Source organism: Streptomyces sp. SolWspMP-5a-2, from assembly GCF_900091845.1.
GTDB lineage: Bacteria > Actinomycetota > Actinomycetes > Streptomycetales > Streptomycetaceae > Streptomyces > Streptomyces doudnae.
The window spans coordinates 1-21,582 of sequence record NZ_FMCI01000317.1 but is presented as its reverse complement, the minus strand read 5'-3'; the positions used below and the strand labels follow the sequence as shown (position 1 = coordinate 21,582).

Genomic DNA, 21,582 nt, shown 5'->3' with positions numbered 1-21,582 from the left:
CGTCACCCCAGGTCGGCGAGGCGTGTCCGGGTCCTCCGGTCACCGGCCGTGTCCGCTTCGGCACCGGGTGTCCATGGGGTGCCGTGCAACGCTTTCTCCGGTTTCCCCGTCTGACCTGGCGGGGTGAGGATGGTCCGGTAAGGGTCGAAAAGACCAGACCTGTCCCTGAACGCAGGGGGTAACCGACCGGGACGAGATGCGAGGAGCACATGTCCGCCGAGAGCACGCCGGAGCCCGGCATACCGGGCGCCACCGGGCCCACCGGCCCACGACGCCCCAGCAGGGGCCGCAGGCGCAGGCCGCGCAGCAGGCGCCGCACGGCCCTGCTCGTGACGGCGTGGACCGCCGCGGGCATCGTCCTGCTGGGCGGCACCGGGGCCGGTTACGTCTACTACAAGCTCAACGGCAACATCAGGAGCGTCGACATCAACCAGCTCCTGGGCGCCGACCGGCCCAAGAAGGTCGACAACGGCTCGGAGAACATCCTCGTCCTCGGCTCGGACTCCCGCTCCGGCGCCAACAAGGGGCTCGGCGGCGGCGCCGACGACGGCAGCGCCCGCTCCGACACCGCGATGATCGTGCACGTCTACCAGGGCCACCGGAAGGCCACCGTGGTCTCCGTCCCGCGCGACACCCTCGTCGACCGGCCCGCCTGCACCGACTCCGGGGGCACCGAGCACCCCGCCGCGTCCGGGGTCATGTTCAACTCCGCGTACTCCACCGGCGGCGCCACCTGTGCCGTCAAGACCGTCGAGTCGCTCACCGGCATCCGCATGGACCACTACCTGGAGGTCGACTTCAGCGGCTTCCAGAAGCTGATCGACGAGCTGGGCGGCGTCGACGTCACCACCACCCGGGCGATCGAGGACCCCGAGAGCCACCTCGACCTGACCGCGGGCACCCACCGCCTCGACGGGCAGCAGGCCCTCGGCCTGGTCCGCACCCGGCACGGCGTCGGCGACGGCTCCGACCTCGGGCGCATCCAGCTCCAGCAGGCCTTCGTCAAGGCCCTCGTCGACCGGGTCAAGGGCATCGGGGTGCTCACCGACCCCACCAAGCTCTACGGCCTCGCCGACACCGCCACCAAGACCGTCACCACCGACTCCGACCTCGGCTCGGTCAACGCGCTGGTCTCCTTCGCCGAGGGCCTCAAGGGCATCTCCTCCGCGCACATGACCATGGTCACCATGCCGGTCCGCTACGACCCCGCCGACCCCAACCGGGTCCTCGTCGAGGACGCCAAGGCCCGGCAGGTCTGGACGGCGCTGGAGAACGACCGGGCCGTCCCGCGGTCGGCCACCGAGGGCGCCGCCACGGGCGAGGCCCAGGGCGTCGTCGGCGGCGGCTAGCACCCCCGGCGGCGAACGCCCGGGGCCGGGGGAGCGGGAACGGGGCGGCGCGGCGCGAGCGGGCTCCGGCGGGGCACGGGGGAATAGATCACCATGACCCCCCGTTTTGGGGGATGGCTCCAGTCCTGGCAGACTGGTACGTCGGCTCCGGTTCACGCCTCCGCATCCCGCGGCTGCGACCCGGCGCCCTCCCGAACCTAGGAGACACCTTGAAGCGCGACATCCACCCCGAGTACGTCGAGACGCAGGTCAGCTGCACCTGTGGCGCCTCGTTCACCACCCGTAGCACCATCGACTCCGGCACCGTCCGGGCCGAGGTCTGCTCCGAGTGCCACCCGTTCTACACGGGCAAGCAGAAGATCCTCGACACCGGTGGCCGCGTGGCCCGCTTCGAGGCCCGCTTCGGCAAGGCTGCCGCCGGCTCCAAGAAGTAGCGAGCCCCATATCGCCGGTCCACGGACGCGCCCCGCACGGGGCGCGCCGGGACCGGCGTTTTTGGTCGCCCGCCTGCCCCTCACCCGCAGTATTCAGGAGCCCAAGATGTTCGAGGCCGTCGAGGAACTCGTCGGTGAGCACGCCGACCTGGAGACGAAGCTCGCCGACCCGTCGGTCCACGCCGACCAGGCCAACGCGCGCAGGCTGAACAAGCGTTACGCCGAGCTGACCCCGATCGTCGCCACGTACCGCTCCTGGAAGCAGACCGGCGACGACATCGAGACCGCGCGTGAACTCGCCGCCGAGGAGCCGGAGTTCGCCGCCGAGGTCAAGGAGCTGGACAAGCAGCGCGAGCAACTCACCGAGAAGCTCAGGCTGCTGCTCGTCCCCCGCGACCCCAGCGACGACAAGGACGTCATCCTGGAGGTCAAGGCGGGCGCGGGCGGCGACGAGTCCGCGCTCTTCGCCGGGGACCTGCTGCGGATGTACCTGCGCTACGCGGAGCGGGTCGGCTGGAAGACCGAGATCATCGACGCCACCGAGTCCGAGCTGGGCGGCTACAAGGACGTCCAGGTCGCCGTGAAGACCAAGGGCGGCCAGGGCGCCACCGAGCCCGGCCAGGGCGTCTGGGCCCGCCTGAAGTACGAGGGCGGGGTGCACCGCGTGCAGCGGGTGCCCGCGACCGAGTCCCAGGGCCGCATCCACACCTCCGCCGCCGGTGTCCTCGTGACCCCGGAGGCCGAGGAGGTCGACGTCGAGATCAACCCGAACGACCTGCGCATCGACGTCTACCGCTCCTCGGGCCCCGGCGGGCAGTCCGTCAACACCACGGACTCCGCCGTGCGCATCACGCACATCCCCACCGGAGTCGTCGCCTCCTGCCAGAACGAGAAGAGCCAGCTCCAGAACAAGGAGCAGGCGATGCGTATCCTGCGCTCCAGGCTGCTCGCGGCCGCGCAGGAGGAAGCGGAGAAGGAGGCCGCGGACGCCCGCCGCAGCCAGGTCCGCACCGTCGACCGCTCCGAGAAGATCCGCACCTACAACTTCCCGGAGAATCGCCTCTCGGACCACCGCGTCGGCTTCAAGGCCTACAACCTCGACCAGGTCCTGGACGGCGACCTCGACGCGGTCATCCAGGCCTGCGTCGACGCCGACTCGGCCGCGAAGCTGGCGGCCGCGTAAGAACGACAGACGCACCGCGCACGAGTACGACACGGAGGACTTGCGTGAACCTGCTGCTCGCAGAGGTGGCACAGGCCACCCAGCGGCTGGCCGACGCCGGCGTGCCCTCGCCGCGCAACGACGCGGAGGAACTCGCCGCGTTCGTGCACGGTGTGAAGCGGGGCGCGCTGCACTCCGTGAAGGACCCGGACTTCGACGCCCGGTACTGGGAGGTCATCGCCCGGCGCGAACAGCGCGAGCCGCTCCAGCACATCACCGGGCGCGCCTACTTCCGCTACCTGGAGCTCCAGGTCGGACCCGGCGTCTTCGTGCCCAGGCCGGAGACCGAGTCGGTGGTCGGCTGGGCCATAGACGCCGTGCGCGCCATGGACGTCGTCGAACCGCTCATCGTCGACCTGTGCACCGGATCGGGCGCCATCGCGCTCGCCCTCGCCCAGGAGGTGCCGCGCTCGCGCGTGCACGCCGTGGAGCTGTCCGAGGACGCCCTGGTGTGGACCCGCAAGAACATGGCCGACTCCCGGGTCGACCTGCGCCAGGGCAACGCCCTCGACGCCTTCCCCGACCTCGACGGCCAGGTCGACCTGGTCGTCTCCAACCCGCCGTACATCCCGCTCACCGAGTGGGAGTACGTCGCGCCCGAGGCCCGCGACTACGACCCCCAACTCGCCCTGTTCTCGGGGGAGGACGGGCTCGACCTGATCCGCGGCCTGGAGCGGGCCGCGCACCGCCTGCTGCGCCCCGGCGGGGTCGTCGTCGTCGAGCACGCCGACACCCAGGGCGGCCAGGTGCCGTGGATCTTCACCGAGGAACGGGGCTGGGCCGACGCTGCCGACCACCCCGACCTCAACAACCGGCCGCGCTTCGCGACCGCGCGCAAGGCGCTGCCGTGAGCACGCGCCCCACCCCCATCCCGCAGCACGTGTACGAGGAGGCCCGCTAGATATGGCACGGCGATACGACACCAACGACGCGACCGACCGCACGACCGGTCTGCGCGAGGCCGCGTCCGCCGTCCGCCGTGGCGAACTGGTGGTCCTCCCGACCGACACGGTGTACGGCATCGGCGCCGACGCGTTCTCCTCCGAGGCCGTCGTCGACCTCCTCGCCGCCAAGGGCCGGGGCCGCAACATGCCCACGCCCGTCCTCATCGGCTCCCCGAACACCCTGCACGGCCTGGTCACCGACTTCTCCGAGCTGGCCTGGGAACTCGTCGACGCCTTCTGGCCGGGCGCGCTCACCCTCGTCGCCAAGCACCAGCCGTCCCTCCAGTGGGACCTCGGCGACACCCGGGGCACGGTCGCGATCCGGATGCCGCTGCACCCCGTCGCCATCGAGCTGCTGACCGAGTTCGGCCCGATGGCCGTCTCCTCCGCCAACCTCACCGGCCACCCCGCGCCGGAGACCTGCGAGGCCGCCCAGAACATGCTGGGCGACTCCGTCTCCGTCTACCTCGACGGCGGCCCGACGCCCGGCAACGTCCCGTCGTCGATCGTCGACGTCACCGGCCAGGTCCCGGTGCTGCTGCGGGCCGGCGCCCTGACGGCGGAGCAGCTGCGGAAGGTCGTACCCGACCTCGAGGTGGCGAATTGACGGCCCCTGACGCGGGGCGTGGCATATGGGACGGGGAAGAGACGCGGACCTTCACGGGGCTGCCGCGTGACACCTTCCGCATCCTCCACGTCAGCACCGGCAACGTGTGCCGCTCGCCGATCACCGAGCGGCTGAACCGGCATGCCCTCGCGGACCGGCTCGGCGGCCCCCACCCCGGCCCCGCCGGGGGGAGCCCCATGGGCGGCCTGGTCGTGGAGAGCGCGGGCACCTGGGGCCACGAGGGCGCTCCCATGGAGGCCAACGCCGAGGCGGTCCTCGCCGACTTCGGCGCCGACGCCTCCGGGTTCGTCGGCCGGGAGCTGCTCGACGAGCACGTCATCATGGCCGACCTGGTGCTCACCGCGACCCGCGACCACCGCGCCCAGGTCATCTCCATGGGCCACTCCGCGGGCCTGCGCACCTTCACCCTGAAGGAGTTCACCCGCCTCGTGCGGGCCATCGACACCGCCACCCTGCCGCCCCTGGAGGACGGCCTGGTGATCCGCGCCCGCGCCCTGGTCCGGGCCGCCGCCGCGCTGCGCGGCTGGCTCCTCGCGCCCACCGCCGACGCCGACGAGGTGCACGACCCCTACGGCGCCCCGCTGCCGTTCTTCCGCTCCATCGGCGACGAGATACACCAGGCCCTCGACCCGGTGGTCACCGCTCTCACCGGCGTCCCCGCCCGGATGTGACGACACCGCGCACCCCACCCGCCCCGGGCCTACATTGGACGTACGTCACCGTCGACGCCCGGAGCCCCTCATGCCGGTCACCCGCACCCCCGCCGCCGCCACCGACGTCCTGCGCCGCCAGGACCCGGAGCTGGCCGGAGTGCTGCTGGGGGAGACGGCACGGCAGTCGACCACGCTCCAGCTGATCGCCGCCGAGAACTTCACCTCGCCCGCCGTGCTGGCCGCCCTCGGCTCGCCGCTCGCCAACAAGTACGCCGAGGGCTACCCCGGCGCCCGCCACCACGGCGGCTGCGAGATCGTCGACGTCGCCGAGCGGATCGCCCGCGACCGGGCGACGGCCCTCTTCGGCGCCGCGCACGCCAACGTCCAGCCGCACTCGGGCTCCTCCGCGGTCCTCGCCGCCTACGCGGCCCTGCTGCGGCCGGGCGACACCGTCCTGGCCCTCGGCCTGCCCCACGGCGGCCACCTCACGCACGGGTCGCCCGCCAACTTCTCCGGCCGCTGGTTCGACTTCGTCGGCTACCGCGTCCACCCCGACACCGGTCTGATCGACCACGAGCAGCTGCGCGCCCTGGCCCGCGCGCACCGCCCCAAGGCCATCGTCTGCGGCTCGATCGCCTACCCGCGGCACATCGACTACGCCCTGTTCCGGGACGTCGCCGACGAGGTCGGCGCGTATCTGATCGCGGACGCGGCGCACCCGATGGGGCTGATCGCCGGGGGAGCCGCGCCGAGCCCGGTGCCGTACGCGGACATCGTCTGCGCCACCACCCACAAGGTGCTGCGCGGGCCGCGCGGCGGGATGATCCTGTGCGGCGAGGACCTCGCGGAGCGGGTGGACCGGGCGGTGTTCCCGTTCACCCAGGGCGGTGCGCAGATGCACACGATCGCCGCCAAGGCCGTCGCCTTCGGGGAGGCGGCCACCCCCGCCTTCGCCGGGTACGCCCACCAGGTGGTGGCCAACGCGCGGGTGCTGGCGGCCGGGCTCGGGCAGGAGGGGCTGGTGGTGACGACGGGCGGCACGGACACCCACCTGATCACCGCCGACCCCGCGCCGCTGGGCGTCGGCGGCCGGGAGGCGCGGGCGGTGCTGGCCGCCGCCGGGATCGTGCTGGACTCCTGCCCGCTGCCCCGAGCGGACGAGCGCGGCCTGCGCCTGGGCACCGCCGCCGTGACCACCCAGGGGATGCGCGAGCGGGAGATGGCGGGCGTCGCGGCCCTCGTCGCGGGGGTGCTGCGCGGCCGGGTGGAGGCGCGGCGGGCCCGCGCGGAGGTGCGGGAACTGGTCACCGCGTTCCCGCCCTACCCGGGCTGACCCGCGGCGAGCGGGTACGGTGTGCGGCGCGGGCCCGGCGCGGGCCCGGTGACACGGAGTGGGCGGCGCCGTCGGAGGCGACCGCTGTGCGCGGACGCACAGCCACCCGTGCAACCATCGTCGCTACCCGGTAGTCCCCACACATATGCGCCGCGTGCCGGTAGATCGCTAGTGTGTGGGGCTGAGATGGCCAGCGAGACCTGTGGGGAAGCCCGTGCGTGAATACCTGCTGACGCTCTGCATCACGGCCGCGGTGACGTATCTGCTGACAGGGCCGGTACGGAAATTCGCGATCGTGGCCGGAGCGATGCCGGAGATCAGGTCCCGTGACGTGCACCGGGAACCGACTCCGCGGCTCGGCGGGATCGCGATGTTCTTCGGGCTCTGCGCGGGCCTGCTGGTCGCGGACAAGCTGACCAACCTGAACGAGGTCTTCGAGAAGTCGAACGAGCCGCGGGCGCTGCTCTCCGGCGCCGCCCTGATCTGGCTGATCGGCGTGCTGGACGACAAGTTCGAGATCGACGCCCTGCTGAAGCTGGGCGGCCAGATGATCGCCGCCGGCGTGATGGTCATGCAGGGGCTCACCATCCTGTGGCTGCCCGTGCCGACCGTCGGCACCGTCGCGCTCACCCAGTGGCAGGGCACCCTGCTCACGGTGGCGCTCGTCGTCATCACGATCAACGCGGTGAACTTCGTCGACGGCCTGGACGGTCTCGCGGCCGGGATGGTGACCATCGCGTCGGCCGCGTTCTTCATGTACACGTACCGCATCTGGTACTCGTACGGCATCGAGGCCGCGGCTCCCGCGACGCTCTTCGCGACCATCCTGATGGGCATGTGCCTGGGCTTCCTGCCGCACAACATGCACCCGGCGCGGATCTTCATGGGCGACTCCGGGTCGATGCTGATCGGCCTGGTGCTGGCCGCGGGTGCGATCTCCGTCACGGGGCAGGTCGATCCGGACAACCTCTTCGGCGGCTCCGAGCGCAGCACCGTCCACCAGATGGTGCCGGTCTACATCCCGCTGCTGATGCCCCTGACGATCATCGCGGTCCCGGCCGCCGACCTGGTGCTGGCGATCGTGCGCAGGACCTGGCGCGGCCAGTCGCCGTTCGCCGCGGACCGCGGGCACCTGCACCACCGGCTCCTGGAGATCGGCCACTCGCACAGCAGGGCGGTGCTGATCATGTACTTCTGGTCGGCGCTGATCGCCTTCGGCGCGCTCGCCTACTCGGTCAACTCGGCTTCCATGTGGATCGTGTTGGGGATCGTGTTCCTCAGCGCGATCGGTCTGGTGCTGCTCCTGCTGCCGCGCTTCACCCCGCGGGCCCCGCGCTGGGCCGAGTCCTTCGTGCCGCCGCGCTACCGCCGCCGCAGGGCCGTCGCCCGCGAAGTGCCGCCGCCCGTGGGGGAGGTGGCGCAGGAGAGTGCCGACGCGTCCCGAACTCCCGTGGCCGCGGGGGCCGCGCGCTTCAACGGGGCGACCGCCGTGGGGGGCCGTACGCGGTTCCTGGAGCGGCGCGGGGCGGACGCCGCGCCCTCGGGCCCGGCCGCTCCCGCGGTGCCTCCCGCGCCGTCCTCGCCGTCATCGTCGCGCTGACCCGGCAAGGTAAGAATCTGACGAGAGCATTGCCAACTCGTGGGGGAGTAAACCTCCCGAATACCAGACAAGTTACCCCTGTTTCCGCGCAGACGCGCACTGTCACTCTCATGTGTGACAGCAGGCACACCCACTTGGTAAAGACCGCATCAAATAGTTTGTGATACGGTTCACGAGAACCCCCGGACAGAGCCGAAGGGCCGCAGTGCGACGGCCCATTGGCGTGAGGTTCTCTCTCGCTCCGGGATTACGCTCGTCCATGACGACACCCTGCCCCCCTGCGAAAGCGGAGTTGCCGCCATGCCGTCCAATGACGCCCGGAACCTGGCCCAGGCCGCCGTGCCCACGGCTGTCGTCGGCGCGCTCGCCGCCGTCGTCAGCGCCGTGGTCGCCGGTGGCGAGGGCGCGGTCGGCGCGGTCGTCGCGACGCTCATCGTGATCGTCTTCATGGGGCTCGGGCTCTACGTCCTCCAGCGCACCGCCGTATCGCTTCCGCACCTGTTCCAGGCGATGGGACTGATGCTGTACTCGGCGCAGATCCTGCTGCTGTTCATCTTCGTCGCGCTCTTCAAGGACACGACGTTGTTCAACCCCAAGGCCTTCGCTCTCACGCTCGTCGCCACCACCCTCGCCTGGATCGGTGCGCAGACGCGTGCTCACATGAAGGCCAAGATCCTCTACGTCGAGCCCGAGAAGTCGGGGCACTCGTCGTGAGGGGTAGGGCCGGGATAAGTGCGCATGAGAGACCCTGCTATCGTCCGGTGCCAACTGCGGCATCGCGGGCGCGGGCATCTGAGCTGACGCCTGCTCAATCGCGAGGCGAGATGCCCCCAAGCCGCACCCACATCCGTAACACCAGTCCGGTGCCGAACCGCGGCCCTGTGCCGCGCCGACACAACGAGGTTGCCGTACCCATGCGCCACGCAGAAGGAGCCCGCGGTGAGTGCTGACCCGACGCAGGTGCTCGCCTTCGAGACCGACTGCCACATCTTCGACGGCTGTGGCTTCCCCGCTCCGGGCCTGCACTCGTTCCTGTTCGAGCCCCTCTGGGGCGACGGCGACAGCAACGTCTACTTCAACAAGACGATGCTGCTGGCCCTGCTCGGTTCGATCATCATCGTCGGATTCTTCTGGGCCGCCTTCCGCAAGCCGAAGGTCGTCCCCGGCAAGCTCCAGATGGTGGCCGAGACCGGCTACGACTTCATCCGGCGCGGAGTCGTCTACGAGACGATCGGCAAGAAGGAGGGCGAGAAGTACGTCCCCCTGATCGTCTCGCTGTTCTTCTTCGTCTGGATGATGAACCTCTGGTCGGTCATCCCGCTCGCCCAGTTCCCGGTGACGTCGATCATCGCGTACCCGCTCGTCCTCGCGCTGATCGTCTACATCCTCTGGGTGTCGCTGACCTTCAAGCGCCACGGATTCGTCGGGTTCTTCAAGAACGTCACCGGCTACGACAAGTCGCTCGGCGCGGTGCTGCCGCTCGCCATGCTCATCGAGTTCTTCTCGAACCTGCTGGTGCGCCCCTTCACCCACGCCGTCCGGCTCTTCGCGAACATGTTCGCGGGCCACACGCTGCTGCTGCTCTTCACGATCGCCAGCTGGTACCTGCTGAACGGCATCGGGATCGCCTACGCCGGCGTCAGCTTCGTCATGACCATCGTGATGACGGCCTTCGAGCTCTTCATCCAGGCTCTGCAGGCGTACGTCTTCGTGCTGCTGACGTGCACCTACATCCAGGGCGCTCTCGCCGAGCACCACTGAGCGTCCCGCCTCCTACCCCCTGATCGTCCGGTGGCCAACCCCCACCGGTCCGTAAAGAAGAAGGAAGAACTGGCATGTCCCAGACCCTTGCCGCCGTCTCCGGTTCGCTCGGTTCCATCGGTTACGGCCTGGCCGCCATCGGCCCCGGCGTCGGCGTCGGCATCATCTTCGGCAACGGCACCCAGGCCCTGGCCCGTCAGCCCGAAGCGGCCGGCCTGATCCGCGCCAACCAGATCCTCGGCTTCGCCTTCTGTGAGGCTCTCGCCCTCATCGGCCTGGTCATGCCGTTCGTCTACGGCAAGTAGTCCACGGCCGATCAGCGACAGCCCACTAGACGAAAGGCACTGATATGAGTTCGATGCTCATTCTGGCGGCCGAGGAGATGGAGAATCCCCTCGTCCCGCCGATCCCCGAGCTCGTCATCGGCCTGATCGCCTTCGTCATCGTCTTCGGCTTCCTCGCCTGGAAGCTTCTTCCGAACATCAACAAGGTTCTGGAGCAGCGTCGCGAGGCCATCGAGGGCGGTATCGAGAAGGCCGAGGCCGCGCAGACCGAGGCCCAGAGCGTCCTTGAGCAGTACAAGGCACAGCTCGCCGAGGCCCGCCACGAGGCCGCGCGCCTGCGCCAGGAGGCACAGGAGCAGGGCGCCACGCTCATCGCCGAGATGCGCGCGGAAGGCCAGCGGCAGCGCGAGGAGATCGTCGCCGCCGGTCACACCCAGATCGCGGCCGACCGCAAGGCAGCCGCGTCCGCGCTGCGCCAGGACGTCGGCAAGCTCGCCACCGACCTGGCCGGCAAGCTCGTCGGCGAGTCCCTCGAGGACCACGCCCGGCAGAGCCGCGTCATCGACCGCTTCCTCGACGAGCTCGACGAGAAGGCGACGAAGGCCGAGGCCGCCCGATGAACGGCGCCAGCCGCGAGGCCCTGGCGGCCGCACGTGAGCGTCTGGACACGTTGACGGACTCCACCTCCGTCGACGCCGGGACGCTCGCCGACGAGCTGGCCGCCGTCACCGCGCTGCTCGACCGCGAGGTGTCCCTGCGCCGGGTCCTCACCGACCCGGCGCAGGCCGGCGAGGCGAAGGCCGCGCTGGTCCGGCGTCTGCTCGGCACCCAGGTCGGCGGCCCCGCCGCCGACCTGGTCTCCGGCCTGGTGTGCTCCCGCTGGTCGCAGTCGCGCGACCTGGTGGACGCCCTGGAGGAACTGGCGAACATCGCGGACCTCACCGCCGCGGAGCGCGCGGCCACGCTCGACGACGTCGAGGACGAGCTGTTCCGGTTCGGCCGGATCGTCTCCTCCAGCACGGGTCTGCGTGCCGCGCTCACCGACCGCAAGGCCACCACCGCGGCCAAGGCCGAGCTGCTGCACCGGCTGCTCGGCGGCCGGGCGAAGGCCGTCACCGAGCGGCTGGTCACGCGACTGGTCACCGCGCCCCGTGGACGTAGCCTGGAGTCGGGACTCGAGTCCCTGTCCCGGCTGGCCGCGGAACGCCGGGACCGCATGGTCGCCGTCGTCACCTCGGCGGTACCGCTGAGCGACCCGCAGAAGCAGCGCCTGGGCGCCGCCCTCGCGAAGCTCTACGGCCGCCGGATGCACCTCAACCTCGACGTGGACCCCGAGGTCGTCGGCGGAGTGCGGGTGCAGGTCGGCGACGAGGTCATCAACGGCTCCCTCGCGGACCGTATCGAGGACGCCGGCCGCCGCCTGGCGAGCTGAACAGCAACTCAATACGCAGTACGAATCACTACGGCCCTGGTTGGGCCGTGCAGAAGAATCCTGGGGGTCGCCCCCAGACCCCCAAAGTGAAACTTCGGGCCCAACAAGGAGAGCAGGGAACCCAGATGGCGGAGCTCACGATCCGGCCGGAGGAGATCCGGGACGCGCTGGAGGACTTCGTCCAGTCGTACAAGCCGGACGCGGCCTCGCGCGAGGAGGTCGGTACGGTCACCCTTGCCGGCGACGGCATCGCGAAGGTCGAGGGCCTCCCCTCGGCCATGGCCAACGAACTGCTGAAGTTCGAGGACGGCACCCTCGGCCTCGCGCTGAACCTGGAAGAGCGCGAGATCGGCGCCATCGTCCTCGGTGAGTTCAGCGGCATCGAGGAGGGTCAGCCGGTGCAGCGCACCGGTGAGGTCCTCTCCGTCGCGGTCGGCGAGGGTTACCTCGGCCGCGTCGTCGACCCGCTCGGCAACCCGATCGACGGCCTCGGCGAGATCGAGACGTCCGGCCGCCGCGCGCTGGAACTTCAGGCCCCCACGGTCATGCAGCGCAAGTCGGTGCACGAGCCGATGGAGACCGGCTACAAGGCCGTCGACGCCATGACCCCGGTCGGCCGCGGCCAGCGTCAGCTGATCATCGGCGACCGCCAGACCGGCAAGACCGCCCTGGCCGTCGACACGATCATCAACCAGCGGGACAACTGGCGCACCGGCGACCCGAACAAGCAGGTCCGCTGCATCTACGTCGCCATCGGCCAGAAGGGCTCCACCATCGCGTCCGTGCGCGGCGCGCTGGAGGAGAACGGCGCGCTGGAGTACACGACGATCGTGGCGGCCCCGGCGTCCGACCCGGCCGGCTTCAAGTACCTCGCGCCGTACACCGGCTCGGCCATCGGCCAGCAGTGGATGTACGAGGGCAAGCACGTCCTGATCATCTTCGACGACCTGTCGAAGCAGGCCGACGCCTACCGCGCCGTGTCGCTGCTGCTGCGCCGCCCGCCGGGCCGTGAGGCCTACCCGGGCGACGTCTTCTACCTGCACTCGCGTCTGCTGGAGCGCTGCGCCAAGCTCTCCGACGCCGAGGGTGCCGGATCGATGACCGGTCTGCCGATCGTCGAGACGAAGGCCAACGACGTCTCGGCGTTCATCCCGACCAACGTCATCTCCATCACCGACGGCCAGTGCTTCCTGGAGTCGGACCTCTTCAACGCCGGTCAGCGCCCCGCGCTGAACGTCGGTATCTCCGTCTCCCGAGTCGGTGGTTCCGCGCAGCACAAGGCGATGAAGCAGGTCTCCGGCCGACTGCGCGTGGACCTCGCCCAGTTCCGTGAGCTGGAGGCGTTCGCCGCCTTCGGTTCCGACCTGGACGCGGCCTCGAAGTCGCAGCTCGAGCGCGGTCAGCGCATGGTCGAGCTGCTGAAGCAGGCCCAGTACCAGCCGATGTCGACCGAGGACCAGGTCGTCTCGGTGTGGGCCGGCACCACCGGCAGGATGGACGAGGTGCCGGTCGCCGACATCCGCCGCTTCGAGAAGGAGCTCCTGGAGTACCTGCACCGCAAGGAGCAGGGCCTCATGACCTCCATCCGCGAGGGCGGCAAGATGTCGGACGACACCCTCACCGCCATTGCCGACGCGATCGCCGACTTCAAGAAGCAGTTCGAGACCTCGGACGGCCAGCTTCTCGGCGAGGACGCCCCGGCCGCGGCCAAGTGACGTAAGGAAGGGACCTGACTCATGGGAGCCCAGCTCCGGGTCTACAAGCGTCGCATCCGATCCGTCACCGCGACCAAGAAGATCACCAAGGCGATGGAGATGATCGCCGCCTCGCGTGTCGTCAAGGCGCAGCGCAAGGTGGCGGCCTCCACGCCGTACGCGAAGGAACTGACCCGCGCGGTGACGGCGGTCGGTACCGGCTCGAACACGAAGCACCCGCTGACCACGCAGGCCGACACGGTCGTGCGGTCCGCGGTGCTGCTCCTGACGAGCGACCGCGGTCTCGCCGGTGCCTTCAACTCCAACGCCATCAAGGCTGCCGAGCAGCTGACCGGGCGCCTGGAGCGGGAGGGCAAGGAGGTCGAGATCTACGTCGTCGGCCGCCGCGGCCTCGCCCACTACAACTTCCGTGAGCGCAAGGTCGCGGATTCGTGGAGCGGGTTCACCGACGAGCCGACGTACGCGGACGCCAAGAAGGTCGCGGCGCCGCTGATCGAGGCGATCGAGAAGGACACGGCGGACGGTGGTGTGGACGAGATCCACATCGTCTTCACCGAGTTCGTCTCGATGATGACGCAGACGGCTCTCGATGACCGTCTGCTGCCGCTCAGTCTCGAGGACGTGGCGAAGGAAGCAGCCCCCAAGGGCGAGATCCTCCCGCTGTTCGACTTCGAGCCGTCGGCGGAGGACGTCCTCGACGCCCTGCTGCCGCGCTACGTCGAGAGCCGCGTCTACAACGCGCTGCTCCAGTCGGCCGCTTCGAAGCACGCCGCCACGCGGCGCGCGATGAAGTCGGCGACCGACAACGCGGGTGAGCTCATCGAGACGCTCTCCCGTCTTGCCAACGCGGCCCGCCAGGCCGAAATCACCCAGGAAATCAGCGAGATCGTCGGTGGCGCCAGCGCCCTGGCCGACGCGACCGCGGGGAGTGACCGCTAATGACCACCACTGTTGAGACCGCGACGGCCACGGGCCGCGTCGCCCGGGTCATCGGCCCGGTCGTCGACGTGGAGTTCCCCGTCGACGCGATGCCGGACATCTACAACGCGCTGCACGTCGAGGTCGCCGACCCGGCGAAGGACGGCGAGAGGAAGACGCTGACCCTGGAGGTCGCCCAGCACCTGGGTGACGGCCTGGTCCGCACCATCTCGATGCAGCCGACCGACGGTCTGGTCCGCCAGGCCGCGGTGACCGACACGGGCTCCGCCATCGCCGTGCCGGTCGGCGACTTCACCAAGGGCAAGGTCTTCAACACCCTGGGTGAGGTGCTCAACGTCGACGAGAAGTACGACGGCGAGCGCTGGCCGATCCACCGCAAGGCCCCGAACTTCGACGAGCTCGAGTCGAAGACCGAGATGTTCGAGACCGGCGTCAAGGTCATCGACCTGCTGACCCCGTACGTCAAGGGCGGCAAGATCGGTCTGTTCGGTGGTGCCGGTGTCGGCAAGACGGTGCTCATCCAGGAGATGATCTACCGCGTCGCCAACAACCACGACGGTGTCTCCGTGTTCGCCGGTGTCGGCGAGCGCACCCGTGAGGGCAACGACCTCATCGAGGAGATGTCCGAGTCGGGCGTCATCGACAAGACCGCCCTGGTCTTCGGTCAGATGGACGAGCCGCCGGGCACCCGTCTGCGCGTCGCGCTGGCCGGCCTCACCATGGCCGAGTACTTCCGTGACGTCCAGAAGCAGGACGTGCTGTTCTTCATCGACAACATCTTCCGCTTCACGCAGGCCGGTTCCGAGGTCTCGACCCTGCTCGGCCGTATGCCCTCCGCGGTGGGCTACCAGCCGAACCTGGCCGACGAGATGGGTCTCCTCCAGGAGCGCATCACCTCGACCCGCGGTCACTCGATCACCTCGATGCAGGCGATCTACGTCCCCGCGGACGACCTGACCGACCCGGCCCCGGCCACCACCTTCGCCCACCTCGACGCGACGACGGTGCTCTCCCGTCCGATCTCCGAGAAGGGCATCTACCCGGCCGTGGACCCGCTGGACTCCACGTCCCGGATCCTGGACCCGCGCTACATCGCGCAGGAGCACTACGACGCCGCCATGCGCGTCAAGACGGTCCTGCAGAAGTACAAGGACCTCCAGGACATCATCGCGATCCTCGGTATCGACGAGCTGGGCGAAGAGGACAAGCTCGTCGTCCACCGTGCCCGTCGCGTGGAGCGCTTCCTGTCCCAGAACACCCACGTCGCCAAGCAGTTCACCGGCGTCGACGGGTCGGACGTCCCGCTGGACGAGTCGATCACGGCCTTCAACGCGATCATCGACGGCGAGTACGACCACTTCCCGGAGCAGGCGTTCTTCATGTGCGGTGGCATCGAGGACCTCAAGGCCAACGCCAAGGAGCTGGGCGTCTCCTGAGCCCTGAGCTCGTCGAGGGGGCGGGCGCGTCCCGCCCCTCTGCCACGCCCACTAGACTTGTAACCAACACCCGGCAGACGCCGGGTGGTGACCCGAGGAGCCACTCATGGCTGCTGAGCTGCACGTCGCGCTGGTCGCGGCCGACCGAGAGGTCTGGTCCGGCGAGGCCACCCTGGTCGTCGCGCGCACCACGTCCGGCGACATCGGCGTCATGCCCGGTCACCAGCCGCTGCTCGGTGTGCTGGAGTCGGGCCCGGTGACCATCCGTACGAGTGACGGTGGCACGGTCGTCGCCGCGGTGCACGGCGGTTTCATCTCGTTCGCCGACGACAAGCTGTCGTTGCTGGCCGAGGTCGCCGAGCTGTCCGACGAGATCGACGTCCAGCGCGCCGAGCGCGAGCTGGAGCGTGCGAAGACCGAGGGCGACGCCACCGCCGAGCGTCGCGCCGACGTACGACTGCGTGCGGCGGCGCGTTGAACCAGCGCACCATGTGATGACGTCACTCAGCCGCGGTCGGCACCGGAGCCATCCGGAGCCGACCGCGGCTGAGGCAGATCTGGATGTTTTTCCTTTCCGTTACCCGCACGGGTACCTAGGAGACGAGGAGGTCGGTGCCGATGGTCCTCGCTCTGACTGTGTGCGGAACCGTCGTCGCCGTCGTGGTGGTGGGGCTGTTCGTCTTCGGCCTGCGCCGCAGACTCATCCAGCGCTCCGGTGGCACCTTCGACTGTTCGCTGCGCTGGGACGTGCCCGAGAAACCCGACACCAGCGGCAAGGGCTGGAGCTACGGGGTCGCCCGCTACAGCGGGGACCGGATCGAGTGGTACCGGGTCTTCTCCTACGCCTACCGGCCGCGCCGGGTGCTGGAGCGCGCGGCGATCGAGGTCGCCGGCCGCCGGTTGCCCGAGGGGGAGGAGGAACTGGCGCTGCTCTCCGACGCCGTCGTCCTCACCTGTCTGCATCGGGGCACCCGCCTGGAACTCGCGATGGGCGAGGACGCCCTCACCGGTTTCCTCGCCTGGCTCGAAGCGGCTCCGCCCGGCCAGCGGGTGAACGTGGCATAGCCGCGGTTCACCTGCCGACCGGGCGGAGTGCCGTCCGGAGCGGTCCGCCTACTGCAGGCCGCTGCTGATGGCGCTCACCAGCTCACCGTTGCCGGTGTCGCCGCTGAACTCCCAGAAGAACGCGCCGCCCAGACCCTGGGTCTTGGCCCACGCCATCTTCGTCCCGATGGTCGCCGGGGTGTCGTACGACCACCAGTTGGAGCCGCACTTCGCGTAGGCGGTGCCCGCCACGGTGCCGGTCGCCGGGCAGGACGTCTTGAGGACCTTGTAGTCCTCGATGCCCTGCTCGTAGGTGCCCGCCGCGGGTCCGGTGGCGGTGCCGCCGGGGGCGTCCTGGGTGACGCCGGTCCAGCCGCGGCCGTAGAAGCCGATGCCGATGAGGAGCTTCTTCGCGGGCACGCCCGCCGCCTTGAACTTGGCCATCGCGTCGGCCGTGGTGAACCCGGCCTTCGGGATGCCGGTGTACGAGGTGAGCGGGGAGTGCGGGGCGGTCGGGCCCTGCGCGTCCCAGGCGCCGAAGAAGTCGTACGTCATCACGTTGTACCAGTCGACGTACTGGGCGGCGCCGCCGTAGTCGGCCGCGTCGACCTTGCCGCCGCTGGTGCCGTCCGCGGTGGTGGCCGCGGTGACCAGGTTGCCCGTGCCGAACTTGGCGCGCAGGGCCTGCATCAGGTTCTTGTAGGCCGCGGCGCCGCTGGTGTCGCAGGTCAGGCCGCAGGCGTTCGGGTACTCCCAGTCGATGTCGATGCCGTCGAAGACGTCGGCCCAGCGCGGGTCCTCGACCAGGTCGTAGCAGGACTGCGCGAACGCCGCCGGGTTCTTGGCCGCCTCGCCGAAGCCGCCGGACCAGGTCCAGCCGCCGAAGGACCACAGCACCTTGATCTTCGGGTACTTGGCCTTCAGCTGCCGAAGCTGGTTGAAGTTGCCGCGCAGCGGCTGGTCCCAGGTGTCGGCGGTGCCGCTGACCGACTGGTCGGCGGTGAACGCCTTGTCGTAGTCGGCGTAGGAGTCGCCGATCGCGCACTTGCCGCCGGTGACGTTGCCGAAGGCGTAGTTGATGTGCGTGATCTTCGCGGCCGAGCCGGACGTCACCAGGTTCTTGACGTTGTAGTTGCGGCCGTAGATGCCCCACTCGGTGAAGTAGCCGAGCTTGACCTTGTCACCGGTGGGCGGGGGAGTGGTGCCGCCGCCCGTGGTGTGCACCGCGACCGCGCCGCTGACCGGTCCGGTCTGGTCGGCGGTGTCGCGGGCCTGCACGGTGTACGAGTAGTCGGTGCCCGCGGTGAGGCCGGTGTCCGTGTACGAGGTCGTCGTCACGGTGGCGACCTTGGCGCCGTCGCGGAGCACGTCGTAGTTCTTGACGCCCTTGTCGTCGGTGGCGGCCGACCAGCTCAGCTTCACCGAGGTGTCGGTGATCGCGGACGCGGTGGGGGTGCCGGGGGCGGAGGGCGCGGAGTCGCCGGGGACCGAGGTGCCGTCACAACTGCTGCCGTTGAGCTTGCAGTTGGAGGGCGAGCCGGAGCCGGCGCCGTTGAAGCCGAAGGAGACGGAGGCACCGGGGGCGATGCTGCCGTTGTACGACTTGTTCTTGGCGGTCCAGTGGGTGCCGGACGAGGTGACGTCCGCGTCCCAGGCCGAGGTGACGGACGTGCCGGAGGGGAAGTCCCACTCGACGGTCCACGAGGCGATGGCGCTGGTGCCGGTGTTCTTGACGGTCCACTGGCCGCCGAATCCGGTGCCCCAGTCGCTGGACTTGGTGTAGGTGGCGGTGGCGGTGGTCGCGGCCTCTGCGGGGCTCGCCAGACCGACCAGGCCCGCCAGGGGGAGCAACAGGGTCGCGAACCCGGCCGCGGCTCTGTGTCTGAAGCGCATGCGCGCCTCCCTCGGTGAAAGGGGGTTGGGGGCGCGACTGAGCCTTCGCGCCCACGGTGCCGCGAGAATAGAAAGGTCTGGACCATAGGTCAATAGGTCTGGACCACTACCCGAGAGGTTCGGGTCGTTCCCCAACTCGCCTACGGCCGGGCCCGTTTGGACCCGCCCCCGCCGTCAGGCCGGGTCATGCCCCGCCCGCGCCCCGATGACACCTGCCGCGCCCCCGTGGGCGGTCAGCGCTCGCCGCCCGGCACCCACAGCACGTCCCCGGCCTCCTTGTTCGCCGTGCGGGCCAGGATGAACAGCAGGTCCGACAGCCGGTTCAGATAGGTCGCGGTGAGCGGGTTCATCGTCTCGCCGTGCGTCTCCAGGGCCGTCCAGGTGGAGCGTTCGGCCCGGCGGACGACCGTGCACGCCTGGTGGATCAGGGCCGCGGCCGGGGTGCCGCCGGGCAGGATGAACGAACGGAGCTTCTCCAGCTCCTCGTTGAAGCGGTCGCAGTCCGCCTCCAGCCGGTCGATGTAGAACTGCTCGACGCGCAGCGGCGGGTACTCGGGCTCCGCGACGACCGGGGTGCACAGGTCGGCGCCGACGTCGAACAGGTCGTTCTGCACCCGGGTGAGGACGGCGGTGACGTCCTCGGCGGGGCGGCCCAGGGCGACGGCGGTGCCGATCGCCGCGTTGGCCTCGTTGGCGTCGGCGTACGCCGCGATCCGCGGGTCGGTCTTCGGGACCCGGCTCATGTCCCCGAGCGCCGTGGTGCCCTGGTCGCCGGTCCTGGTGTAGATGCGCGTCAGATTGACCATGCGGCCAGCGTAGTGAGGGCCCGGCCGCCGGTGCGGGGCCGTGTCCGCCGGGCGGCCCAACGCCGACGTCCCGTCAACTACGCCGTCCGGGGCGCCCGGTGGACCACGTCGGTGTGATGTCCGCCAGTTGAGACGTGACGCGCGTTACTAACCGGTCACACAGGACGTCATGGACGCTAGGGTCCGCGGCAGGAGAGATATCCGAAGACAGCCGTACCGTCAGCGTGCAGCGCGTTTCAAAGGGGAGTCGCACAGTGGCACGGAAGCTTGCCGTCATCGGCGCCGGACTCATGGGGTCCGGGATCGCCCAGGTGTCCGCCCAGGCCGGTTGGGACGTCGTGCTGCGCGATGTCACCGACGAGGCGCTGAAGCGCGGCACCGACGGCATCAAGGCCTCCTACGACAAGTTCGTGGCCAAGGGCCGGATGGAGGCGCACGACGCCGACGCCGCCCTCGCCCGCATCACCACCACCACCGACCTGGACGCGGTCGCGGACGCCGACCTCGTGGTCGAGGCCGTGTTCGAGAAGCTGGAGGTCAAGCACGAGATCTTCCGCGCGCTCGACACCCTCGTGCGCGAGGACGCCGTGCTGGCCTCCAACACCTCCGCGATCCCCATCACCAAGATCGCGGCGGCCACCGCGCACCCGGAGCGGGTCGTGGGGGTGCACTTCTTCTCGCCGGTGCCGATGATGCAGCTCGTCGAGCTGGTGCGCGGCTACAAGACCAGCGACCGGACCCTGGCCACCGCACGGGAGTTCGCCGAGTCGACGGGCAAGACCTGCATCGTCGTCAACCGCGACGTCGCCGGGTTCGTGACGACCCGTCTCATCTCGGCGCTCGTCGTCGAGGCCGTCAAGCTCCACGAGTCGGGCGTCGCCACCGCCGAGGACATCGACCTCGCCTGCAGGCTCGGCTTCGGCCACGCGATGGGCCCGCTGGCCACGGCCGACCTCACCGGCGTCGACATCCTGCTGCACGCGGCGGGCAACATCTACGCCGAGTCCCAGGACGAGAAGTTCGCGCCGCCCGAGCTGATGCGCCGGATGGTTGACGCCGGTGACATCGGCCGCAAGAGCGGGCAGGGCTTCTACACGTACTGAACGACCGGCGCGGACGTACCGGCGCGCCGGTACGGACCGCCGGGAAACCGCACACTCCCCGAAAGCATCACCCGCAGGGGTGAATTCGGTATCGGTTCGCTTACAGACGGCAACCAGTTGGCCGCGGAAGCAGTCAGACGTTGCACAGTCACAGTCACCGCCATGGAGTACGCCACCGCATCCACGGGAGCGCATATGCACATCAGGGGCGACCACGTCGAGCTGGTCGTCGGGGGCCGCCTCGACGTCCGCAGCGCGGCGGACGCCCGTACGGTCCTGCACACGGCCGTCGACGACGGAGTCGGCGACCTGGTCCTGGACCTGTCCGAACTCGACTCGTGGGACGCCACCGGGCTCGGGGTGATCATGGGCGTCCACCGCCGCGCCGGCCGGTGCGGCCGGCGCCTGGTGCTGCGCGACGTACCCCCGCAGATGCAGCGCCTGCTGGTGGCCACCCGGCTGCACCGCATCCTCGCCATCGAGGGCGGCATCGGCCTGGAGTCGCTGCCCCGCGTCTGACCCCGCACCCCGGCGAAACGTCACGTCGTGCCCAATCCCGCTGAGACCGTGACGTCTCGGGCGGTACGGCACCCCGGGCTGTCGTGGATACTGAACACGGTCTAGGGTTCGGGGCGCCCGCTGCCCACAACCCCGTGAGCGGGCCCGGACCAGAAGCGACAGCGCAGTGTGCAGCAAGGCCGGGAGGGACTTCCGCACACGACGCTTTTGGGGGGCTTGGACCTATGGACCCGATCGACCGGGAACCCGAGGAGTACGGCCAGGACGGCGACGGCGCCATGCCGCGCCCGCGCCCGCCCAGGGAACCCCTCACCACCGACTTCGCCTCGCCGTCGCCCGCACCGGCCCGCACCACCCGGCTGATCGCGGGCGAGCACCTGCTCACCGTCAACCCGGTGGACGGCAGCGAGATAGCCGCCTGCCCGCCCGGCGAACGCCCCGCGCGCCCGGTCAAGCGCACCGCCGCCGACCGCGCCGAGGCCGACCG

General features: G+C 70.1%; 22 protein-coding genes and 1 pseudogene. 21 read left to right on the top strand and 2 right to left on the bottom strand.

Going from position 1 to position 21,582, the window contains the following annotated elements; all coding sequences use genetic code 11:
• The first annotated feature begins 209 nt into the window (after nt 1-209).
• The 18 genes from GA0115242_RS31200 to GA0115242_RS31115 all read left to right on the top strand — a co-directional run bounded on the left by GA0115242_RS31200 (nt 210) and on the right by GA0115242_RS31115 (nt 16,795).
• Nucleotides 210-1,349: an LCP family protein gene (locus GA0115242_RS31200; protein WP_093834438.1), complete on the top strand. Its 1,140-nt coding sequence runs from the start codon at nt 210-212 to the stop codon at nt 1,347-1,349.
• Between the two features lie 209 nt (nt 1,350-1,558).
• Nucleotides 1,559-1,783 carry a 50S ribosomal protein L31 gene (gene rpmE / locus GA0115242_RS31195; protein WP_093834436.1) on the top strand — a complete coding sequence of 75 codons (225 nt, stop codon included), beginning with the start codon at nt 1,559-1,561 and terminating at the stop codon, nt 1,781-1,783.
• Between the two features lie 106 nt (nt 1,784-1,889).
• On the top strand, nt 1,890-2,966 hold the full coding sequence (gene prfA / locus GA0115242_RS31190) for a peptide chain release factor 1 (protein WP_093834434.1): 1,077 nt from the start codon (nt 1,890-1,892) through the stop codon (nt 2,964-2,966).
• Nucleotides 2,967-3,010: 44 nt separating this feature from the next.
• Nucleotides 3,011-3,856, top strand: coding sequence for a peptide chain release factor N(5)-glutamine methyltransferase (gene prmC / locus GA0115242_RS31185; RefSeq protein WP_093834432.1), 846 nt, complete (start codon nt 3,011-3,013; stop codon nt 3,854-3,856).
• 52 nt (nt 3,857-3,908) lie between these two features.
• On the top strand, nt 3,909-4,556 hold the full coding sequence (locus GA0115242_RS31180) for an L-threonylcarbamoyladenylate synthase (RefSeq protein WP_093834430.1): 648 nt from the start codon (nt 3,909-3,911) through the stop codon (nt 4,554-4,556).
• Nucleotides 4,553-5,248, top strand: a complete 696-nt coding sequence (locus tag GA0115242_RS31175) for an arsenate reductase/protein-tyrosine-phosphatase family protein (RefSeq protein WP_093834427.1) — start codon at nt 4,553-4,555, stop codon at nt 5,246-5,248. The genes GA0115242_RS31180 and GA0115242_RS31175 overlap by 4 nt, the downstream gene beginning before the upstream one ends.
• Nucleotides 5,249-5,318: 70 nt before the next feature.
• The gene (gene glyA / locus GA0115242_RS31170; protein WP_093834425.1) at nt 5,319-6,563 is read left to right on the top strand and encodes a serine hydroxymethyltransferase; all 1,245 of its coding nucleotides are present in this window, start codon (nt 5,319-5,321) and stop codon (nt 6,561-6,563) included.
• A gap of 214 nt (nt 6,564-6,777) precedes the next feature.
• Nucleotides 6,778-8,163 carry an MraY family glycosyltransferase gene (locus GA0115242_RS31165; RefSeq protein ID WP_256089799.1) on the top strand — a complete coding sequence of 462 codons (1,386 nt, stop codon included), beginning with the start codon at nt 6,778-6,780 and terminating at the stop codon, nt 8,161-8,163.
• Nucleotides 8,164-8,463: 300 nt separating this feature from the next.
• A complete protein-coding gene (locus GA0115242_RS31160; RefSeq protein WP_093834423.1) occupies nt 8,464-8,877 on the top strand; it encodes a hypothetical protein in 414 nt (137 codons plus the stop codon).
• Between the two features lie 225 nt (nt 8,878-9,102).
• On the top strand, nt 9,103-9,924 hold the full coding sequence (gene atpB, locus GA0115242_RS31155; RefSeq protein WP_093834421.1) for a F0F1 ATP synthase subunit A: 822 nt from the start codon (nt 9,103-9,105) through the stop codon (nt 9,922-9,924).
• Between the two features lie 74 nt (nt 9,925-9,998).
• Nucleotides 9,999-10,229, top strand: coding sequence for an ATP synthase F0 subunit C (gene atpE, locus GA0115242_RS31150; protein ID WP_024884520.1), 231 nt, complete (start codon nt 9,999-10,001; stop codon nt 10,227-10,229).
• Between the two features lie 44 nt (nt 10,230-10,273).
• The gene (locus GA0115242_RS31145; protein WP_093834419.1) at nt 10,274-10,828 is read left to right on the top strand and encodes a F0F1 ATP synthase subunit B; all 555 of its coding nucleotides are present in this window, start codon (nt 10,274-10,276) and stop codon (nt 10,826-10,828) included.
• Nucleotides 10,825-11,640, top strand: a complete 816-nt coding sequence (locus GA0115242_RS31140) for a F0F1 ATP synthase subunit delta (RefSeq protein ID WP_093834417.1) — start codon at nt 10,825-10,827, stop codon at nt 11,638-11,640. The genes GA0115242_RS31145 and GA0115242_RS31140 overlap by 4 nt, the downstream gene beginning before the upstream one ends.
• 125 nt (nt 11,641-11,765) lie before the next feature.
• A complete protein-coding gene (atpA, locus tag GA0115242_RS31135) occupies nt 11,766-13,355 on the top strand; it encodes a F0F1 ATP synthase subunit alpha (protein ID WP_093834415.1) in 1,590 nt (529 codons plus the stop codon).
• A gap of 21 nt (nt 13,356-13,376) precedes the next feature.
• Complete coding sequence (locus GA0115242_RS31130) at nt 13,377-14,294, top strand: F0F1 ATP synthase subunit gamma (RefSeq protein ID WP_093834413.1); 918 nt, start codon at nt 13,377-13,379, stop codon at nt 14,292-14,294.
• Entirely contained in the window at nt 14,294-15,730 is a 1,437-nt protein-coding gene (gene atpD, locus GA0115242_RS31125) for a F0F1 ATP synthase subunit beta (protein ID WP_093834411.1), read from the top strand. Before GA0115242_RS31130 ends, atpD begins: the two co-directional genes overlap by 1 nt.
• Nucleotides 15,731-15,836: 106 nt before the next feature.
• Nucleotides 15,837-16,208 carry a F0F1 ATP synthase subunit epsilon gene (locus GA0115242_RS31120; RefSeq protein WP_093834409.1) on the top strand — a complete coding sequence of 124 codons (372 nt, stop codon included), beginning with the start codon at nt 15,837-15,839 and terminating at the stop codon, nt 16,206-16,208.
• 140 nt (nt 16,209-16,348) lie between these two features.
• On the top strand, nt 16,349-16,795 hold the full coding sequence (locus tag GA0115242_RS31115) for a DUF2550 domain-containing protein (RefSeq protein WP_093834407.1): 447 nt from the start codon (nt 16,349-16,351) through the stop codon (nt 16,793-16,795).
• A 48-nt stretch (nt 16,796-16,843) separates the two neighbouring features.
• Here the strand turns inward: GA0115242_RS31115 and GA0115242_RS31110 are convergent, their stop codons facing one another.
• Together GA0115242_RS31110 and GA0115242_RS31105 are read right to left on the bottom strand one after the other, a co-directional pair.
• On the bottom strand, nt 16,844-18,667 hold the full coding sequence (locus GA0115242_RS31110) for a glycoside hydrolase family 18 chitinase (protein WP_093834405.1): 1,824 nt from the start codon (nt 18,665-18,667) through the stop codon (nt 16,844-16,846).
• Between the two features lie 233 nt (nt 18,668-18,900).
• Nucleotides 18,901-19,473: a cob(I)yrinic acid a,c-diamide adenosyltransferase gene (locus GA0115242_RS31105; protein ID WP_093834403.1), complete on the bottom strand. Its 573-nt coding sequence runs from the start codon at nt 19,471-19,473 to the stop codon at nt 18,901-18,903.
• A 254-nt stretch (nt 19,474-19,727) separates the two neighbouring features.
• Between GA0115242_RS31105 and GA0115242_RS31100 the strand changes: the two genes are divergently transcribed.
• The 3 genes and pseudogenes from GA0115242_RS31100 to GA0115242_RS31090 form a co-directional block, all read left to right on the top strand.
• The gene (locus GA0115242_RS31100) at nt 19,728-20,576 is read left to right on the top strand and encodes a 3-hydroxyacyl-CoA dehydrogenase family protein (protein WP_093834401.1); all 849 of its coding nucleotides are present in this window, start codon (nt 19,728-19,730) and stop codon (nt 20,574-20,576) included.
• 195 nt (nt 20,577-20,771) lie between these two features.
• Nucleotides 20,772-21,095, top strand: coding sequence for an STAS domain-containing protein (locus GA0115242_RS31095; protein WP_093834399.1), 324 nt, complete (start codon nt 20,772-20,774; stop codon nt 21,093-21,095).
• Between the two features lie 224 nt (nt 21,096-21,319).
• Nucleotides 21,320-21,582: pseudogene (locus tag GA0115242_RS31090) on the top strand (ATP-binding protein); the annotation flags it as partial.

What these genes read in the sequence shown, in the direction of transcription:
- GA0115242_RS31140 (WP_093834417.1), top strand. Translation starts at nt 10,825, where the DNA reads ATGAACGGCGCCAGCCGCGAGGCCCTGGCGGCCGCACGTGAGCGTCTG.
- GA0115242_RS31110 (WP_093834405.1), bottom strand. Translation starts at nt 18,667, where the DNA reads ATGCGCTTCAGACACAGAGCCGCGGCCGGGTTCGCGACCCTGTTGCTC.
- atpA (WP_093834415.1), top strand. Translation starts at nt 11,766, where the DNA reads ATGGCGGAGCTCACGATCCGGCCGGAGGAGATCCGGGACGCGCTGGAG.
- GA0115242_RS31095 (WP_093834399.1), top strand. Translation starts at nt 20,772, where the DNA reads ATGCACATCAGGGGCGACCACGTCGAGCTGGTCGTCGGGGGCCGCCTC.
- GA0115242_RS31105 (WP_093834403.1), bottom strand. Translation starts at nt 19,473, where the DNA reads ATGGTCAATCTGACGCGCATCTACACCAGGACCGGCGACCAGGGCACC.
- atpD (WP_093834411.1), top strand. Translation starts at nt 14,294, where the DNA reads ATGACCACCACTGTTGAGACCGCGACGGCCACGGGCCGCGTCGCCCGG.
- GA0115242_RS31200 (WP_093834438.1), top strand. Translation starts at nt 210, where the DNA reads ATGTCCGCCGAGAGCACGCCGGAGCCCGGCATACCGGGCGCCACCGGG.
- atpE (WP_024884520.1), top strand. Translation starts at nt 9,999, where the DNA reads ATGTCCCAGACCCTTGCCGCCGTCTCCGGTTCGCTCGGTTCCATCGGT.
- GA0115242_RS31130 (WP_093834413.1), top strand. Translation starts at nt 13,377, where the DNA reads ATGGGAGCCCAGCTCCGGGTCTACAAGCGTCGCATCCGATCCGTCACC.
- GA0115242_RS31120 (WP_093834409.1), top strand. Translation starts at nt 15,837, where the DNA reads ATGGCTGCTGAGCTGCACGTCGCGCTGGTCGCGGCCGACCGAGAGGTC.
- GA0115242_RS31180 (WP_093834430.1), top strand. Translation starts at nt 3,909, where the DNA reads ATGGCACGGCGATACGACACCAACGACGCGACCGACCGCACGACCGGT.
- GA0115242_RS31145 (WP_093834419.1), top strand. Translation starts at nt 10,274, where the DNA reads ATGAGTTCGATGCTCATTCTGGCGGCCGAGGAGATGGAGAATCCCCTC.
- prfA (WP_093834434.1), top strand. Translation starts at nt 1,890, where the DNA reads ATGTTCGAGGCCGTCGAGGAACTCGTCGGTGAGCACGCCGACCTGGAG.
- glyA (WP_093834425.1), top strand. Translation starts at nt 5,319, where the DNA reads ATGCCGGTCACCCGCACCCCCGCCGCCGCCACCGACGTCCTGCGCCGC.
- GA0115242_RS31160 (WP_093834423.1), top strand. Translation starts at nt 8,464, where the DNA reads ATGCCGTCCAATGACGCCCGGAACCTGGCCCAGGCCGCCGTGCCCACG.
- GA0115242_RS31115 (WP_093834407.1), top strand. Translation starts at nt 16,349, where the DNA reads ATGGTCCTCGCTCTGACTGTGTGCGGAACCGTCGTCGCCGTCGTGGTG.